The organism is Neobacillus sp. Fa239 (assembly GCF_055395235.1).
In genome coordinates this window covers 1,622,233-1,639,781 of sequence record NZ_AP041611.1, presented here as the reverse complement: position 1 = coordinate 1,639,781, position 17,549 = coordinate 1,622,233, and the positions used below count along the sequence as shown (strand labels likewise).

General features: G+C 38.5%; 16 protein-coding genes and 1 tRNA gene. 8 read left to right on the top strand and 9 right to left on the bottom strand.

The annotated features are described in order from the left end of the window. Positions 1–412: 412 nt before the first annotated feature. The 3 genes from ACZ5XR_RS07820 to ACZ5XR_RS07810 are packed head-to-tail and all read left to right on the top strand — an operon-like array spanning position 413 to position 6,265. Positions 413–3,196, top strand: coding sequence for a DNA methyltransferase (locus tag ACZ5XR_RS07820; protein WP_464502258.1), 2,784 nt, complete (start codon positions 413–415; stop codon positions 3,194–3,196). After that, positions 3,193–5,124 (top strand): DEAD/DEAH box helicase, encoded by a 1,932-nt coding sequence (locus ACZ5XR_RS07815; protein ID WP_464501097.1) that lies wholly within the window; start codon positions 3,193–3,195, stop codon positions 5,122–5,124. The genes ACZ5XR_RS07820 and ACZ5XR_RS07815 overlap by 4 nt, the downstream gene beginning before the upstream one ends. After that, positions 5,111–6,265, top strand: a complete 1,155-nt coding sequence (locus ACZ5XR_RS07810; RefSeq protein ID WP_464501096.1) for a GIY-YIG nuclease family protein — start codon at positions 5,111–5,113, stop codon at positions 6,263–6,265. Before ACZ5XR_RS07815 ends, ACZ5XR_RS07810 begins: the two co-directional genes overlap by 14 nt. Positions 6,266–6,351: 86 nt before the next feature. On the opposite strand, the gene ACZ5XR_RS07805 is transcribed toward ACZ5XR_RS07810, so the two are convergent. The 3 genes from ACZ5XR_RS07805 to ACZ5XR_RS07795 form a co-directional block, all read right to left on the bottom strand. Next, positions 6,352–6,795, bottom strand: coding sequence for a hypothetical protein (locus ACZ5XR_RS07805; protein ID WP_464501095.1), 444 nt, complete (start codon positions 6,793–6,795; stop codon positions 6,352–6,354). A 257-nt stretch (positions 6,796–7,052) separates the two neighbouring features. Further along, positions 7,053–7,262: a hypothetical protein gene (locus tag ACZ5XR_RS07800; RefSeq protein WP_464501094.1), complete on the bottom strand. Its 210-nt coding sequence runs from the start codon at positions 7,260–7,262 to the stop codon at positions 7,053–7,055. Positions 7,263–7,273: 11 nt separating this feature from the next. Further along, positions 7,274–7,837 (bottom strand): tyrosine-type recombinase/integrase, encoded by a 564-nt coding sequence (locus ACZ5XR_RS07795; protein WP_464501093.1) that lies wholly within the window; start codon positions 7,835–7,837, stop codon positions 7,274–7,276. 295 nt (positions 7,838–8,132) lie between these two features. On the opposite strand from ACZ5XR_RS07795, the gene ACZ5XR_RS07790 reads away from it, so the two are divergent. The 3 genes from ACZ5XR_RS07790 to ACZ5XR_RS07780 all read left to right on the top strand — a co-directional run bounded on the left by ACZ5XR_RS07790 (position 8,133) and on the right by ACZ5XR_RS07780 (position 10,936). Then, positions 8,133–8,435 carry a helix-turn-helix domain-containing protein gene (locus tag ACZ5XR_RS07790; protein ID WP_464501092.1) on the top strand — a complete coding sequence of 101 codons (303 nt, stop codon included), beginning with the start codon at positions 8,133–8,135 and terminating at the stop codon, positions 8,433–8,435. Between the two features lie 2 nt (positions 8,436–8,437). After that, positions 8,438–8,656, top strand: a complete 219-nt coding sequence (locus ACZ5XR_RS07785; RefSeq protein ID WP_464501091.1) for a hypothetical protein — start codon at positions 8,438–8,440, stop codon at positions 8,654–8,656. 1,281 nt (positions 8,657–9,937) lie between these two features. After that, complete coding sequence (locus tag ACZ5XR_RS07780; protein WP_464501090.1) at positions 9,938–10,936, top strand: hypothetical protein; 999 nt, start codon at positions 9,938–9,940, stop codon at positions 10,934–10,936. A gap of 128 nt (positions 10,937–11,064) precedes the next feature. Here ACZ5XR_RS07780 and ACZ5XR_RS07775 read toward each other — a convergent pair whose 3' ends face one another. Next, the gene (locus ACZ5XR_RS07775) at positions 11,065–12,036 is read right to left on the bottom strand and encodes a tyrosine-type recombinase/integrase (RefSeq protein ID WP_464501089.1); all 972 of its coding nucleotides are present in this window, start codon (positions 12,034–12,036) and stop codon (positions 11,065–11,067) included. A 197-nt stretch (positions 12,037–12,233) separates the two neighbouring features. After that, positions 12,234–12,330, bottom strand: a tRNA-Sec gene (locus tag ACZ5XR_RS07770). 147 nt (positions 12,331–12,477) lie between these two features. Here ACZ5XR_RS07770 and ACZ5XR_RS07765 point away from each other — a divergent pair. Continuing rightward, entirely contained in the window at positions 12,478–12,903 is a 426-nt protein-coding gene (locus ACZ5XR_RS07765; RefSeq protein WP_464501088.1) for a DUF2621 domain-containing protein, read from the top strand. Positions 12,904–13,385: 482 nt separating this feature from the next. On the opposite strand, the gene ACZ5XR_RS07760 is transcribed toward ACZ5XR_RS07765, so the two are convergent. The 3 genes from ACZ5XR_RS07760 to ACZ5XR_RS07750 all read right to left on the bottom strand — a co-directional run bounded on the left by ACZ5XR_RS07760 (position 13,386) and on the right by ACZ5XR_RS07750 (position 15,235). Next, complete coding sequence (locus tag ACZ5XR_RS07760) at positions 13,386–13,862, bottom strand: CcdC family protein (RefSeq protein ID WP_464501087.1); 477 nt, start codon at positions 13,860–13,862, stop codon at positions 13,386–13,388. A gap of 183 nt (positions 13,863–14,045) precedes the next feature. Next, on the bottom strand, positions 14,046–14,405 hold the full coding sequence (locus tag ACZ5XR_RS07755; RefSeq protein ID WP_464501086.1) for a response regulator: 360 nt from the start codon (positions 14,403–14,405) through the stop codon (positions 14,046–14,048). Positions 14,406–14,527: 122 nt separating this feature from the next. Further along, positions 14,528–15,235, bottom strand: a complete 708-nt coding sequence (locus tag ACZ5XR_RS07750) for a cytochrome c biogenesis CcdA family protein (protein ID WP_464501085.1) — start codon at positions 15,233–15,235, stop codon at positions 14,528–14,530. Positions 15,236–15,501: 266 nt separating this feature from the next. Between ACZ5XR_RS07750 and ACZ5XR_RS07745 the strand changes: the two genes are divergently transcribed. After that, positions 15,502–15,678, top strand: coding sequence for a Spo0E family sporulation regulatory protein-aspartic acid phosphatase (locus tag ACZ5XR_RS07745; RefSeq protein WP_464501084.1), 177 nt, complete (start codon positions 15,502–15,504; stop codon positions 15,676–15,678). 76 nt (positions 15,679–15,754) lie between these two features. Here the strand turns inward: ACZ5XR_RS07745 and ACZ5XR_RS07740 are convergent, their stop codons facing one another. Continuing rightward, positions 15,755–17,548, bottom strand: a complete 1,794-nt coding sequence (locus ACZ5XR_RS07740) for an ABC transporter ATP-binding protein (protein WP_464501083.1) — start codon at positions 17,546–17,548, stop codon at positions 15,755–15,757. Position 17,549: the final 1 nt, after the last annotated feature.

Sequence of the window (17,549 nt, the reverse complement as noted above, 5' to 3'; positions counted from 1 at the left end):
TAGTTTTGAAGACTGTGTCATTAATCCAGATGGAAACACCATTGTAAGAAAGCCGTCAAATCAACGTTTATCTTCATTCCCCAACAGGTTTATCAAGGTATTCTGTTCAGTTTTTCCGTAGTCGCTACAGTTTTATTATAGTTTTCTTTACATACGATGTGCAATACAAAAAATGCATGAATGATTTATTGTTGTGTACTTAGGTGCATCGCCATACATTAAATATGATACATTGAAAAAGACTGTATTTGGAAAAAAATGCTTTTATCATTTAATGCTAAAGTCAATTTTTTGTTAGATATTAAAAAAAATATCGCTTCTCCTCCTATCAATATTAGAAACCCCTACAAATTTTGTTATAATTGTTCTAATACTAGCTGATTAAAGGACTGTGGACCAAATGCCAAAGCAAATGCCAAAGAAAAATTTATTATCTATCACGGAAATTGAAGATAGAGCTAAAACAATAATTGAAAATTTAAATGAAGAAACTTTTATTGAAGAGTTTTTAGGACTTTTTGATATTCCTAAAACAAGTATCACACGTGCAAGGTCAAGTCAAGGTGATTTTTTGATACGAAATAAAGTTCGTTATCGAAGAGTTGAAAATAATCCACTACGCGCTATTGATGAAATCGAGCAGGAAATTGTATCTCAAAATCAAAAACCCCGCTATCTCATCACAACTGATTTTGAAATGCTTTATGCAAAAGATACAAAAACAAATGATTCACTTGCCATTGACTTTGAAGATTTACCAACTTCTGCAGAGTTTTTCCTTGCATGGAATGGGATTGAGAAAGTAGATTACCAAAAAGAAAACCCAGCGGATATTAAGGCTGCGGAGCGTTTCACAAAACTTTATGATGAATTGGTCAAAATCAATCCAGAGCTTGCAAAAGAGGACGCTAACGGTAAACCGTTTAACCTTTTTCTAATTCGTTCACTTTTCTTGTACTTCTGTGAAGATACAGAAATTATCACTAAAGGCTCATTTACTAATATCCTTAAAAAAAGAACTGAATCTGATGGGAGCAATCTGAATTCAGTCATCAAAGAATTGTTTTTAATTTTAGATGTTCCTGAAAAGCAAAGATACAGTACGCCTGAATGGTTAAAAAAATTCCCATACGTTAATGGAAAACTTTTCAAAGAACCACATGTTGACTTAAATTTCAGCACTTTAACCCGAAAACTACTTATCGAAGCAGGCGAATTGCTTAAATGGAATGAAATCAATCCTGATATATTGGGAGCGATGATTCAAACTGTTGCAAACAAAGAAGAACGCCAAGTCTCAGGCATGCACTACACTAGCGTACCAAACATCTTGAAAGTAATTAAACCGCTATTTTTGGACAATCTTCAAGCGGAGTACCAAAGACTTTCTGACCGTGCAGATGATTACTTAGAGCGTGAAATCACCGAAAAACAAAGACGAGAACAACAAAGAAACATTATTAAAGAACTGAATAGTTTGCTTGAGCGAATGAGCAAAATTAAGTTCTTGGACCCCGCCTGTGGTTCTGGTAACTTTTTGATTATTACCTATAAGGAGCTTCGCAGACTTGAAATCCAAATCCTTGTTAAAATTGGGGAAGTTCAGAAAGCCTTAAATGAAAAGATTGTTAATCAAGGAGAATTGTTCAAGCAATCTAAGATAAAGCTAAACCAATTCTCAGGTATTGAGATTGATGATTTTGCGCATGAAGTAGCTAGACTTTCTCTTTATATTGCTGAACATCAAATGAATGTGGAAATGACGGAATCCCTGGCGGATTATCAACCTAGGATTCTTCCACTTCAAGAATCTGGAAACATTGTGCATGCCAATGCCTTGCGCGTAGATTGGAATGATGTTGCTCCTCATGGAGCAGATGATGAAGCTTATATTATGGGGAATCCACCTTATATTGGTGCAAAACTTCAAAGTAAAATCCAAAAAAAGGATTTAGAAATTGCAATAAGCCCAGTATTAAATTTTAAGAAACTTGATTATATTTCTGGTTGGTTTTATAAAGCAACAAAATATATTTTTAAGAAAAATGCTCAATATGCTTTTGTAACAACAAACTCGATAAATCAAGGTGAACAAGTGAGCCTACTATGGATTGAGTTGTTAAAATATGGGGAAATTTCTTTTGCTTATCAATCATTCAAATGGGGAAATAGTGCTGCACATAACGCTGGAGTAACGGTTGCAATTATCGGATTTTCAAACAAAAATGAGAATCAAAAAGTACTTTATATTGATGAGATTGCAAGTTATAGTACCAATATCAATCCATATTTAACATTCGGAAACAATGTTATAGTTGAAAACTCAAATAGTAATTTTGCTCAATTCCCTCAAATGGTCATGGGAAATATGCCAAGAAGTAAAAAACTAATTTTCAATCAAGAAGAAAAAGACAAGTTAGTTGACAAATACCCTGAAACTGCACAATTTTTTAAAAAGTATATTGGTTCAGAAGGTTATATTAAAGGTGAATATCGCTATACTCTCTGGTTAGAAAAAAAAGATTATCTTACTCTAAAAACTATTCCAGAATTTGCTCAAATTTTTAATCAAGTTTCTGTTGAACGCTCAGGAGAAAATTCAGCTGAATCTACAAAAGAATATGCTAAAAAACCATGGCTATTTGTTCAACGAGGCGAGTGGGACAAAGCAAATGAAGCTGGAAAAATACAAGGAAAACAAGCATTAATTGTTCCAAAGGTCTCTTCAGAAACTAGAGACTACGTACCAATGGGATTTGTAGAAGATGATACAATAATTTCAGATCTTGCTATGGTAGTTTATGATGCACCAATCTGGCTTCTCGGCGTGTTAGAATCTCGTATGCATATGACTTGGCTTCGCGCAATTGGTGGAAAATTGAAAACTGATTATCGTTATTCTGCAGGTATGGTTTATAATACTTTTCCAATACCTAAACTTTCAACAAACCGTAAAAATATCCTGGAAGAAGCCGTTTTGGAAATGCTTGATGTCCGTGAAGAAGAAGGGGGTACTCTTGCTGAGCTTTATGGAGGTGCGAATAAACCAATGAACGCAAGATTACGCGAAGCACACGAAAAAATTGACGGCATTGTGGAGCGCGCATATAAGCAAGAACCTTTCAAATCCGATGAGGAACGATTGAGCGTATTGTTGAAACTTTATCAAGAAATGGTAAGTGAGGAGAAAAAATGACATCAAATATTTTTGAAATTAATTATAATGGTACTGGACAAAGCCAAAATACAAATGCATTAGGGATGCGTGAGATGCAGGTACGTGTCTATGAGAAACGTTCCTCACAATATCTATTAGTTAAAGCTCCCCCTGCATCAGGGAAATCACGCGCTTTAATGTTTGTAGCTTTGGATAAGCTCACAAATCAAGGCATAAAAAAAGCAATTATTGCAGTTCCAGAACGTTCAATTGGGAAATCCTTCCAAACCACAGAGCTTGCAAAATTCGGCTTCTTCTCTGATTGGGTTATTAATCCAAAAAACAATCTTACGGATCGTGGAACAAGTGAAAGTAAAGTGTCGCAGTTTGTTAATTTTATTCGTTCAATAAACTCAGTAGATAATATCATGATTTGCACCCACGCGACTTTACGTTTTGCTTTTGAGAAATTGAATGATTCGGACTTTGACAATGTTTTACTTGCCATTGATGAATTTCATCATGTATCACAAGATGATAATTCAGTTCTTGGTAATGCGATGCGTAATATTATGGGAAATTCTTCTGCTCATATCGTTGCGATGACTGGCTCTTACTTTCGCGGTGATTCAGTCCCGATTTTGGAGCCTACTGACGAGCAAAAGTTTGATAAGGTAACTTATACTTATTATGAACAACTTGAAGGTTATAAATATCTAAAGAGTTTTGCTATGGGCTATAGCTTCTATCAAGGTCGATATACTGATGCACTTTCAGAAGTTTTAGATACTTCAAAGAAAACAATTATTCATATTCCAAATGTAAATTCTGGCGAATCTACCAAAGATAAATATGATGAAGTTGACCGTATTCTGGAAGAATTAGGTGATGCAGAATTTGATGAAAATACAGGACTTTGGCTAGTAACTGAAAAATCTGGACGAGTATTAAAAATTGCTGATTTGGTTAATGAAGAAGGTCGTGAAAAAGTTCAAAAATATATCCGAAATATGTCTGAACTTGATGACTTGGATATTATCATTGCGCTTGGTATGGCAAAAGAGGGATTTGACTGGCCATTCGCAGAATATGCTTTAACAATTGGTTATCGTAATTCATTAACTGAAGTTGTGCAAATTATTGGGCGCGTGACTCGTGATAGTTCAAATAAAACTCATGCACAATTTACCAATTTAATTGCTCTCCCAGATGCTCAAGATGATGAGGTCATGTTTGCGGTTAATAATGTCATGAAGGCAATCACTGCAAGTCTTTTGATGGAATCTGTATTAGCTCCAAACTTTCACTTTAAGCGTAAAGATAATGATGACCAAAAATCAAAAGGAACAGATATTTTCATCAAAGGCTTAAAAGAGCCAAGTACTGAGCGTTCAAAAAATATTATTCAAAACGATTTGAATGATTTGAAAGCGACTATTTTACAAGACAGTCAAATTCAGCAAGCTATTGCTGCTGGTGTCGATGCAAAAGTGATTAATAAACAACTTATACCGCGTGTGATAATGAATACCTATCCTGATTTGTCAAATGATGAGACTGAGGAAGTTCGTCAGCACTTAGTAGCACAAACTGTCATTCAGTCTGCTGAACGTGAAGAAGGAACAGGCGGAAATCAATTTCTTAGAATGGCGAATAAGTTTATAAATATTGATGAAATTGCCATTGATTTGATTGATGAAGTGAATCCTTTCCAGCGTGCTTATGAGATTATTTCAAAGGAAATTGATGCACCAACTTTACGCTTTATCCAAGATTATATGGATGGTATAAAATTTACTTTTTCTGAAGATGAATTAGTTATGTTGTATCCTCAAATTGTTCAATTTAAAAATGAAAATGGTAGGATTCCAGATAAGTCTAGTTCAGACCAATACGAGCAAAGATTAGCCTATGCTTTATTACGTTTGGAGCAACTAAGGAGAGAAAGACAAGATGGACAAGCTTAATCTTGATGATATTTTTTCAGACCCAATTTTTGATGAACTAATAGCTGAAACTCCTAAGAAACAAGTTAAGCGAATTGACCCAGAATTTGAAAAATTTCAAGAGATTATCGAATGGATAAAAAATCATGATGGAAAAGAACCAGAAAAATCTCGTGATATGACCGAAAGAAAATTATTTTCCAGACTTAAAGGCTATCGTGACAAGACAGAAATGATAAAGAAGCTCGCTGAAATTGATGAACTTAACTTGCTTGGTAGCCAAAATACGGTTCTAGAAAATACGATAAAAAGTCCAGAATCTCTTGATGATATTCTTAATGATGATACACTTTTCGAGAAAAAAGATAAAGTTGATTCACTGCTTGACTTGTCAAGATATAAGAGAACAATTAGTGCAGCTGATAAATACAGCGTTCGGAAACGAGCTATCCATTTCGAACGATACGAACCACTATTTAAGCTTGTTCAAAAAGAAATCGCAAATGGCACTCGAAAAATAATTCCTGTTGATTCTGAAAACAACATTTTACCAGGTAAATTTTATATTGATAATGGGATTCTGCTTTACGTTCTATCCGTAGGTAATTATTATCAAGATAAACATGGTTATCGTAACGCAAAGCTTCATCTTATTTATGAAAATGGTACTGAAAACAATGGAATATTACTAAGGTCATTTGCATCAAATCTCTTTGATAAAAATCGTCATGGCCGAATGGTAACCGAAGTAATGAGTGATGTTATGGGAGAAACAACCGTTGAAGAAAGAGCTGCTGAATATTTGACTACTGGATATATTTATGTAGTCAAATCTCTTAGCTCAAATCCCGAAATATCAAAATATCAAAATCTTTATAAGATTGGTTTTACTGCTGGAAGTGTTGAAAAACGAATTGCTAATGCTAAAAATGAAGCGACTTACCTATATGCACCTGTGAAAATTGTTGCAACATGGGAAGTTCAAAACTTTAGTGGTCGGAAACTAGAAACAGTCATTCATCATAGATTTGAAGATAAGCAAATACAAATCTCTGTCCCAACAGCAAATGGAAAAATTGAAAATCCCAAAGAATGGTATTTAGTTTCTATGGATGAAATTGAAGCAAGTATAAATGATATTATTATGAAATTGAACAGTTAATTCAAATTTATGAGTTGATAAAGCATCTTTGCCATAATGGTGATGATGCTTTTTTATATATTTAATTTAGCTTTTTCTAGTATTCCTCACGAAATCCTTCTTTGCTTTTTGGATGGCTGTACTAGCTCTGTTCCCCGCCACCCCCTGTACCATCTAGTTATAATGGTCTTATAAGGAATGCCGTATATTTCAGCCCATTCAATAAGAGGTTTTGTAACTCCATTTAATTCTGCATACTTGGTATCCCGTTTGTTTCTGCATTGTTCATGCAGTTCTATCCATTTACAATTAGAAGGTTCGTAATTTCCATTTACATCAATACGCTCCAGACTCAAACCCTCTTGGTAGCCATTGTCAATTGCCCAGCTATAAAAGTTCATGAAGTCAGTTCGCCATTCATGACAGATTGATATTCCTCGTCCTCCATAATTATGGAAGTTGGATGCATTTGGATTAGTGCACCTGTCTATCACCTTCCTCCATAAACTATGAATTCGCGTCTTTGATAAACCGTGTCTATGTATTCCCATTTTGAAAGACCTCCGTTAAGATGGTTTAATGAAAAATAACCAGTTCATCCCGAAAGGTCAAGCAGTAAATTAATTGGGTTTTTGATTTATAGTGGCTACTCTCTCATAAATGGAACAGCGGGTGTATTTCGTAAATAAAGTGCCCACAAGCTAAAAAAAGCCATTCAACCATTGCTGCAATAGCATTCATGGTTAAAAGGCTCTTTGATTTATGCTGCTGCGTGTGTAAGAAACGGAAAAATGCAAACAAATGAAGCTTACAAATCCCTGCTTAAACTGATTTTCCTATACAGAGCTATAACTCTCTTATTTTGGCTTTCCCAAGCTTCATTCTTTAACATAGGTACAGTGTATGTCCTTTCCATTTCGTCCATTAAATCAGCCAATTTGCGGCTTCTGAATGACTCTTTTGCTGCTCCATGAATGATTTCCTCATATTCTTGGTTTATTGCTGCAAGTGGCCGCATTCTCTATCCTCCTATAAAACAAATTCATTTAAGCTATTTTCAATTTCTTCAGCGGTAATCCCTATATATCTTAATGTTACATCAGGTTTCGAATGATTCAGAATGTGTTGAAGCTTGGCTACATCCTTTGTTTTTTTATAAAACCAATAACCAAATGTTTTCCTCATGGTATGGGTTCCAATGCCGTCCTCAATATCAGCCATTACAGCGGCTTTGTTTAGCTGTCTGTATGCTTGGGTTGGTGTAATAGGTTTATCCCCTTTACGGCTGGGAAAAAGCCATTCTGTGCCTTCTAAGTTCTTTATGTAGGCTTGGATTTCATCATAAATATTAGATAAATTGATAGGTCTTGTTTTCTTGGTTTTTCCCTCTTGAATGACTATTTTCTTTTTCCTCTTAACATCCTTTATTTTCAGTTCTAGCAGGTCTCCCACCCTCAAACCTGTATTAATTCCAATAAGAAACATGATGAAATCTCGCTCGGAACAATGCCGCTTTAATGACCATTTCATATCTTCAATCTGTTTCATGCTTCTGATTGGCTGAACGTCTTTTACTTGGTTTAATGTTGTCATTTTTTCTCCATCCCTTTCAAGTCAATAAAATCAATTAAATGAATGTACGATTTTTTACGATAACTCTATTATATATCAAATTGGGCTTAAACCCAATGAATTAGCTCAAATGAATGTAAGTTTTTTAATATTTTCTTACATTGAAAAAACAGAAAAATCTTTAATAAAGTTCTTGAAATTTGTTCAACTAATGGTTACGTTCTAAGAGTAAAGGTACAAGACTCCTTCTTTAGCCGCTCGCTTCAATGTGGGCGGCAATCCCTAACTAATAACCGTAAAGGATGATGAATAGATAATGATTCCAGAAAACAAAGAAATTGAGTCCATTCTAAGGGCTTTAGATAATCGTGATGTGTTGATTTTCCCCGACATGTTGACTGTCGGCAGGCAGATTCGTCTTAAAAGATGCTTTCATGACATGACTTTACCTGAATTAGGGAAATTGCTTCATATTGGTGCTAGCACGATTTCAGAATACGAAAACAATCGCCGTCCGATTGCTCGCAAACATAAGCGTAAGTTCGATTGGTTCTTGTATGAGTATGATGAATTTAATTTTTTTCAAAGTAATGATGCTGAATGGAGAAAGGATGATTAATCATGACAGATTACGAGAAAATCATTGGACGATTAGAGCAGCAAAATATGAATCCTGATACTACTGCAGCTCAAAAAGAAGCCAATAACTTCCGTGTACAGTGGCTTAAAAAGCTGCATAGAGAAAAGCCCGCAGTGACTAAAACGACATTCTATGACCCTATTCAGGAACGTCTAGCGCATGGATATGCAATTAGTCCGACTTCATTACTGCATGAATAATGGTTTTCCTTGCCTAATTTAGGAGTGCTCGGAGGCGCGGGTTTGGGCAGCCGCCCAAGGTTTTAAATGGGCAAGGAATATGCTCGTATGTCCTCTCTCTTCCCTCACCTGTTACACTAGGAAACCGATGAAGCACCTTATTAACTACCTAATTCAGTGTGTGTCATCGGCAAGATTGACGCAACGGGTGAGGGTGGCATTGTCAAGGTGGCTTGAAGTTTTTCAGCGAAGCATTTTGAAAAAGTTTTGCGAGGTACGAGCAACCCCTTGACGATGACATGGGATGTGGCGGTCTCATGGCCTTTATGGTTTTAGGGGCGTGTGCTGCATGAATGGCAACTCGCTATCCTTGGGGCGTGATGGACAACCGAAGGTCAGCCGAAGGGGCGGTGGGCATGAAAGGTCTACAAGCTTTATCATAGAAATATACCTTGCCACTGGAAAATTTCATATTTTTTTACTCTTATAGTGAAGAATCTTCATATTTATATGGACAAGCTTCCCCACTGTAGTCCACTATTATTGTAGAAACTTACTGCTTAATATCACTTGGTTTCCGTACTGTAGTATGTGTCCTCCACTGTACTTGGGTGCAGAAAGTTACTATTCTAATCCATATAGATTGGTGGCAGATAGATACTCCTACCTCTTATGTGTTTCTGTTCAGTGGGTGTATTTTCCCCTGTCTCTCTTATGATGGCTTCCGTACAGTAGATACCAGCCACCCTATATGGAGTCTGTCTTTGATGCAGAAAGATGGGTGCTAGTATCAACCACCATTGATTGGTTTAATGAGGCTCTCTACTTGCAGATACTAACTTGGAATTAGTAACCTTCTGCCTGTATACATACATGGGTGCGTGCAGCTACTCTCCTAATCCATATAGGTTAGGTGCAGTTAGGTATCTCCTACTTCTAATGTCTTCTGGGTGCGAAGAGCAACTCTCCATTAATCCATATGGGTTAAGGAGGTTGAGTAACTTTCTACGCTTTTTGTACGATGGGTGCTGATACCTACCCTCCACCTGTATAAGGAACCTGCTGCCCTAATTGTTACCATGAATGAATAGAGAGTCTGCATTGGCCTCTACTTCTAATGTTTTCCATGTGTTAGGGCTATCGACGCTCACTTTGTTCTCGCCTCACCCATATGGAGCCTGCATTAGCCTGATAACTACAAGCAGAGAATAACATCCCCCTAAAAGTGAGGTTTATGCTAAAATAAATTAATATAAACCTCATATTCAGGGGGTTAATAGATACACAGGAGGAGAATTCAAAATGGAGAAGCTACAGAAAAACAATGGGTGGGATACTCATCTAGATGCATGGATAGATAAATTGGATGAAAGACAGAACCGTGTAAGTGAAGAGAGCCATGATGAATTTAAGATGGTTTGGACGAAGAAAGACATCATCGACTTTACTGGGTGGATGGACTCAAACTACATGAAGAAGACAACGCAGGAGAAGAGAGAGCGCCTACACAACATGGGAGTAACTCTTCATGAGTTAAAAGGCAAAGGTGATGCAACCCAGGCTGTTGTGACTATACATAATTATGCCTGGTACTATCTTTTACTGCGGGGACAGGGACAACGCAGTGAAGTGACGGAAGCATATCTAGATAACATCTTCATAGGCAATGGTTATCTGAACTTGGATGGCGACAACATCGCCGCTACCCTGACTGAATTTGCAGAAGTCTACGCAGAACGGTTTGGCGAGACCGTGCGTGCAGTGAGTAACAAGCTAGATAGACTCCGTAAGAACATTAAGCCATATGGATACATCTTAAGTGGCAAAGAGTCACATGCAAAACAGATACGGGTCAAGGTTTGTGGAAGCAAAGACTGGTTGAAGGGACCAAGAGCCATCTTACTTGACCAGGAACTCAGATATGCATACTCTCGCTTCTACGAGTATTTAAGTCTGAATGTGCCATACTTGGAGACAGACCCGCTCCGCAATAGATTGCGTGTGAAGAAACTCCGTCAGGAAATGATAGAGGATTTCACCAATAAACTCAAGAAGACGAACAAGTTGGATTTAATTCGCTCACATCGCTCCAGTACTATCTCTCATGAGGGCCGCACTGACTACAACGCCATTATCACCCTGTATATGATGGGTGCTACCTTCTCCGAGATTCGCAGTTTTTTAGAAGAACGCCCAATCTACTGGCAAGAGCAGCACCAGAAAAATAAGCCGTCAGGAAAGACTATTGACGAGATTCTGGAAGAACTAATACCATTCATAGCTAAAAGCAGCTCCCACTAATGAAAAAAGCCACCTGACATACTAATACCATTCAGATGGCTTTCCCTTTATTATCTCCATAGAGCAAATCAAGTTACTAGATGCCATCAATTAAAAGAGCCACTATAAAACATGGCGGCTCCACTTGGTTACTTATATAGATAATTCACTGGCGAATAGGCGTTATGCTGTATCTGCACTTCTTTATTAGTCATTTGAATGTAGCGGCGAACCATATTCATGTGAGTGTGCCCTAAAATACGCTGTAAGCTAAATGGGTCCCCACCGTTCAAGATGTAGAATAACGCTGCTGTATGACGGAATGTGTGCGGCGATACCCTTTTATTTGTTATCCTGGCAACCTTGCCATATAAGGCTAAATTATCCCTTACCGTGGCTTCTGACATCCTTTCGCCTTCGTAAGTAAGAAATGCATATTCACTCCCGAATTCTGCTGTTTCCTGCAAATAATCTTCCAGTATTTTTATGGTCTTTAAGGACAGCGGAACCACTCGAGCAACTCTGGTCTTGGTGTCGGCTGCCTCAAGCTGAATTAATCCATGTTTAAGGTTTATATTTTGCCGCTTAATATCCACAAGCTCACTTACACGAACCATAGTATCTAATAAAACAAAAACAATTACCTTTGTACGGAAACCTGTATAAGAGCTTTCATCAATCGCCCCCAATAGCCTCCTCACCTCTTCTGGTGTCAATGATTCCACATTATCAATCGGTGCCTTAACAGGCTTAAAACGCTTATGAATAGGCTCTGGAATCCATCCTTTTTCCTCATAACAGAAACGAATGAATGAACGCATTGTTCTTACTCTAATGTTTATTGTGGCAGGAGCAAGCTCCATTTCTTCCGCCATATGGCTAATCCATCCACAAAAGAGCTCCATAGTCATTTCATTTTGTTTTACATCCCCACCAGTATATCGCAGAAAGTAATCATAATTAACGTAATACTCCTTAATAGTTCGGCGAGCTAACCCCTCTGATTTCTTAAGCAGCATAAACCTTTCGAACATTTCACTCATTGTGTAGGATTCCTGGCTGCCATTCACATTGGAAACAGTAGTTTCCCGTTTAAACTTCCGATTAACTTTTCTTTGCATACAAAAAGCCCCCTTAATTCATATTAAGCGAGCTACGATACCGAACAGTTTCTTGATAAGTCCTAATCAGTCTTACATCCCAGTCTCAAACAGTCTTTCGTGAAACTGGCAGAAAACTGTGTGGGAAATCCCTATGTAAGTATAAATCAATGCTAGGGCTGAAAATCAATACAAACCCTTGCAGCTGTTGACTTTATTGGCGGGACTGCGTGGGAATCGAACCCACCAGACCACACACGGTGGTCTCAAGCAGTTTTGAAGACTATGGAGGACACCAGTACCCCATTCAGCCCCGTATATTGGACATAAATTATTATACTAATAAAACCAACATGGTTACAATACTTTTCACATGATCGTAAACTTTACCATGTTTACTTGTCTTCATTCGTCAAAACAGACTATAATAAAAGGAAAATAGCTTTTTGTAGGTGAATCGAAATGCTTCATGGTTGGTTTTTGTGGTTTATCCTTTTTTGGGTTTTCTTTTTGGTTTTTTCCATGTTTATTGGCGGGTTCTTTATGTTCCGAAAGTTTTTGAAGAAGATGCCGAAAGAAGACGGTAAATCGGTAATGGATTGGGAAGAGCATTTTGTGAATGAATCGCGTCATCTTTGGGGAGACGATGAGAAAGCGCTGCTTGAAGATTTAGTCAGCCCGGTTCCTGAGCTTTTCCGCGACGTGGCCCGACATAAAATTGCTGGAAAAATTGGCGAGCTTGCGCTGAAAGAAAATGCCTCTATAATCACCGAGGAATTGGTAATCCGCGGGTATATTCAAGCGACTCCGAAACGGGATCATAAATTTTTACGAAAGAAATTATTTGAAAATAGAATTGACTTAGCTCCATATGAGCATTTATTCTAGACCGTCCTAATTGTGGATGGTTTTTATTTTGCCCAAGCGTTTTTGTCGATTGATCTTGATTCTAATAAGTATCCTCGATGATCGTAATCACCTTTTCAAACTAATTTCGGGCATCGAAAAGTTTTATAGATGACCTTGTCTCATTTTTCGAACTGCTTTCGGGCATTGACAACCTCCATAGATGACCCAATCTATCAATCCTAACCAATTATGGTAATCAACAAGCTCTATAGATGACCGTAACCGCCTTCTCCAAACTAATCCGGTAATCAACAAGCCCTGTAGATGACCGTAACCGCCTTCTCCAAACTAATCCGGTAATCAACAAGCCCTGTAGATGACCAAATTCCAATTTCCTAACCCGATACGGGCATCAATCCCCTTTCTTTGCCTCCATTCAACCCTCACTCACTCATTAACAGCCAATTTCCCCATAAAAAAAACACTGGTCCATAAACCTGAACCAGCATTTCCACCACACACTATTTTCTTCCCATATGAAGCTCCCGATAAAGCTTCTTGTAGTCCATAAACATCGCAATCCGCCAAGGCAGCAGCATACAAAACGCTAAGAGAAAGAACATGCCGCCCAATTGAGCTGCATTGATTTCTGCACTAAGAACAGATTTTAAAGCAATCCGGATGATCAAGAGGCCGACTAAGATATAAATAAAGGCTCTCGAGCGTTTCAGATAAATATCGTTATCGCGGATTTCGAATTTAGATGTTTTAATGAGGAAGATCGAAAAAAATGCTCCCACTACGATTGCCCCGATGACTTCCACAAAAGAGGGTCTGAACAAGGGACTTATATACATTAAGGCACCAGACGCCATAAAGAATGGCGGTAAAATGATTTTTCTTGCATTCGTTGGTTTTTTGGCTGCTTTTAAGCGGACGAACATGACCGCTATAGCCATTAAGGCAGCACCAATCGATGAGATAACAACCGGGTTCATTTCATCATTCATTCCTTATCGATTAATTTTTCTTACCTATTATATATCATAACTTACTGGTTGGATAAAACTATTTGCATAGTGTTAATGAATTTTTTGTGACAATCATGAATACCTGCATCCAAACTGACCAGCAATTAGCTAAAATGGAAAAACCATCTTGGGCGCTTCCCTCAATGGTTCTTATTTCAAAGCTCTATGAATGGCTTCCAGTACCCGGCAATCATCAAAGGGTTTGATGATGAAATCCTTGGCGCCTGCTTCAATTGCTTCCATAATAATCTTTTGTTTCCCCAATGCTGAGCACATGATGACTTTTGCAGTAGGGAATTCAGCGCGGATCTTTTTGATGGCTTCAAGGCCATTCATTTCCGGCATCGTAATATCCATTGTAACAAGTTCAGGCTGTAGTTCGCGGTACAGCTCGATGGCTTGCTTGCCGTTTTCCGCTTCCCCCACTACTACGTGGTCTGACTTCGTTAAGATCGTCGTTAATGTTTTTCTCATTAATTTCTTATCATCTACAATCAATATTCGCGCCAAAGCCTTTCCCCCTCGAGCCGGAAGCGAAGCCTTTTTAAGCTTACCCTGGCATCTGATATCAAAAGAATCCCATATAAATCTATTATATTTTAATATAACAATTTTTTACAGTCGTAAGGGAGTTAAAAACCGGAAAAATTTCCAAATAATCCTTGAAAAACGGTAATGATTTTCGTCATCCAGTCAAAGAAGAGGATGACCCCCATCAGAATCATGACATAGCCGCCAATTTTGACGATTTTACTACTGTGCCTGCGAATCCATTTCATGCGGCCGACAAAGAAGGATAGGATGAAAAAGGGAATTGCAAATCCCAGCGAATAGGCGGTCATATACAGCACACCTGAACCCGGGTTGGAGGCTGCTAATAGAATAACGGATGAAAGAATCGGTCCGGTACAGGGTGTCCAGCCAGCGGCAAATGCCATCCCGATTAACACGGAGCCAATATAGCCGGATGGACGATTTTTAAATTCGAATTTGCGGTCTTTCATCATAAACTCCGGTGATAAAATCCCGACAATGATTAACCCGAAGAAAATGATAAAGATTCCGCCCAGCTGACGAATTAAGTCTTTATACTCGCGGAAGAAGCTGCCAATAAAGGAGGTTCCAAAGCCAATCGCGATGAAGATGATCGAAAAGCCGATTAGGAAAAACAAGGTATGTAACAGACTGCGTCTTTGAAGCATTGCATTTTCACTTTTGAGTTCGCCTACAGACATTCCTGTGATGTACGATAAAAAGGCGGGATAAAGCGGCAGACAGCATGGCGAAATGAAGCTTAAAAATCCGGCGCCCAATGCTATAAATATATTTACGTCAGACATATTAACACTCCCACTATAGTTGATACTTAATTCATTCTAACAAAACTTTTGTTCAAAAGGTAATGGATAACTTGAATATTTTGTGTCGCAATTGGTTTTTCTTTTCTACTTCAAGATATTTCTATCTTTCAATTAAATTCCAGATTAACATTGGATATTTTTTTACAAATGTCTTTGAATTTATTCCCATTATAGTTTATACTAGTAAAACGACATGTTATTTTAATAGATTTATTTTTGGAGTTTCTCCGGAAAGGATATCGGCCGTGATCAAACAAGATCTCATAGCATTAATCGAAAAAAAGCGGGCTGAATTAATCCAAGTCGCGATCACGAACGGCTTGAGTTCCTCCGTAGCGATTCGTTACAGCCAGGAGCTTGATCACTTATTAAATGAATATAATCGAACCTACTTAAAAAAAGTATCCTCAGCCACTTACTAGACAATCATGTCTCACTGATGGACATTTGCCTATATAAACACACAAAAAAGCCTGGAATCTACCAGGCTTTTTTCTATTACTGGGCAATATCCTCGTAAGTCAACGTCGCTCCATTTTGCAGCAAAAACATTTTATGATATAAGCCGCGGATGGCAAGGAGCTCTTGGTGCGTGCCCCGCTCGACAATTTCCCCGTTATGCAACACAAGAATTAAATTCGCATCCTGGATGGTTGATAATCGATGGGCAATCGCGATAGTGGTCCGGCCCTTGCGCATTTTAGCGAGCGCCTCTTGAATGGCTTCTTCTGTTTCGGTATCAATATTGGCGGTCGCTTCGTCCAGGACGAGGATTTTCGGATTAGCGGCAATCGTCCGCGCGAAGGCGATCAATTGGCGCTGCCCGCTTGAAAAAGTTGAACCCCTTTCGACCACTTTATGATCATAGCCATCCTCGAGCTTTTCAATAAAAGGATGGGCCTGAACAAACTTAGCGGCCTCGATGACCTCTTCCTCTGAAAGCTTTGTATTATGAAGACGGATATTCTCTTTTACCGTTCCGTAAAACAGGAATGGATCCTGTAACACAAGCCCCATTTTGTCCCGCAGCTCCTCTTTGGAAAAATCGCGAATTGATTCCCCATCGATGTCAATATCTCCGCGCTCAAATTCATAGAATCGCATTAACAGATTAATAATCGAGCTTTTCCCGCTGCCGGTGTGCCCGACAAGCGCCACCGTTTCCCCGGGATTGGCCGTAAACGAAATATTTTTCAATACATCACGCTTGTCATCATAAGAAAAACTAACATTCTTAAATTCAATTTTTCCTGTTTGAATGGCGTAGTGCTTTTCCTCATTCTGCTCCGGTGCCAATTCCTCATGATCCAGCAGGGTAAAGACACGGGAACCGGCAACGATCGCTTGTTGAAAGAGGGAAAGTCTCATCATCATCTGGTTAATCGGCTCGAAGAAACGGTCCAGGTAGTTGATGAATGCATATAAGACACCGATTTCAACTGTATGCTGGAAAGAGGTAATCCCGAAATAATTTAACACAATGATCAAGGCGAACAAATAAATCAGATCAATTGCCGGTCTTAACAATAAGCCGTCAACTTTAATATTCTTCATCCCCGCCTGGTAATGCTGCTGATTGATCACGCCAAACTCGGCACGAAGCCGTTTCTCCTGACGAAACACCTGAATAATCGCCATCCCCTGCAATGATTCACTAAGCTTGGCGTTGAGCTGGCTCAGTCGTTCGCGCATATCCAAATAAAATCGCGAGCTGTATTTTCGGTAAAGATTCATGACCAGGAGGATGATCGGAATAACGACGACACAGTACAAGGCCAATTGGACATTCAAAATAAACATCGTTATAAAAATACCGATTAGTAAACAGCCCGCTTGAATAAAGGTGGCAATAACCGTGACAAACATATCCTTGATCGCTTCCGTGTCATTGGTGACCCGGGACACAATACTTCCAGCAGGTGTCTGATCAAAATACTTCAGTCCGAGCGATTGCACCTTTGTAAAAACATCAACACGCAGCTTCTGGATGATTTTTAAAGCAATTTCCTGGAATTTGACCAATTGGAAAAAGAGCAGAATCGATTTGACCACCTGGATCCCCAAATAAACGGAACCGAGGATCACAAGCGGCTGAAACGCTAATTTTCCGGGGGTTAAATAATCGTCGATAAAAATTTTGACCAAAAGCGGCCCGACAATATCCCCCAGTGTCGTTAACAGCAATAAGCTGAAGGCCCATACGAGTGATTTTTTATGTGCTTTTGTATAGGAAAGCAGCCTAAACAGAATCCTTCGCTGCTCCTTCTCTGAAAACAGGTCTGTTTTTTCCATC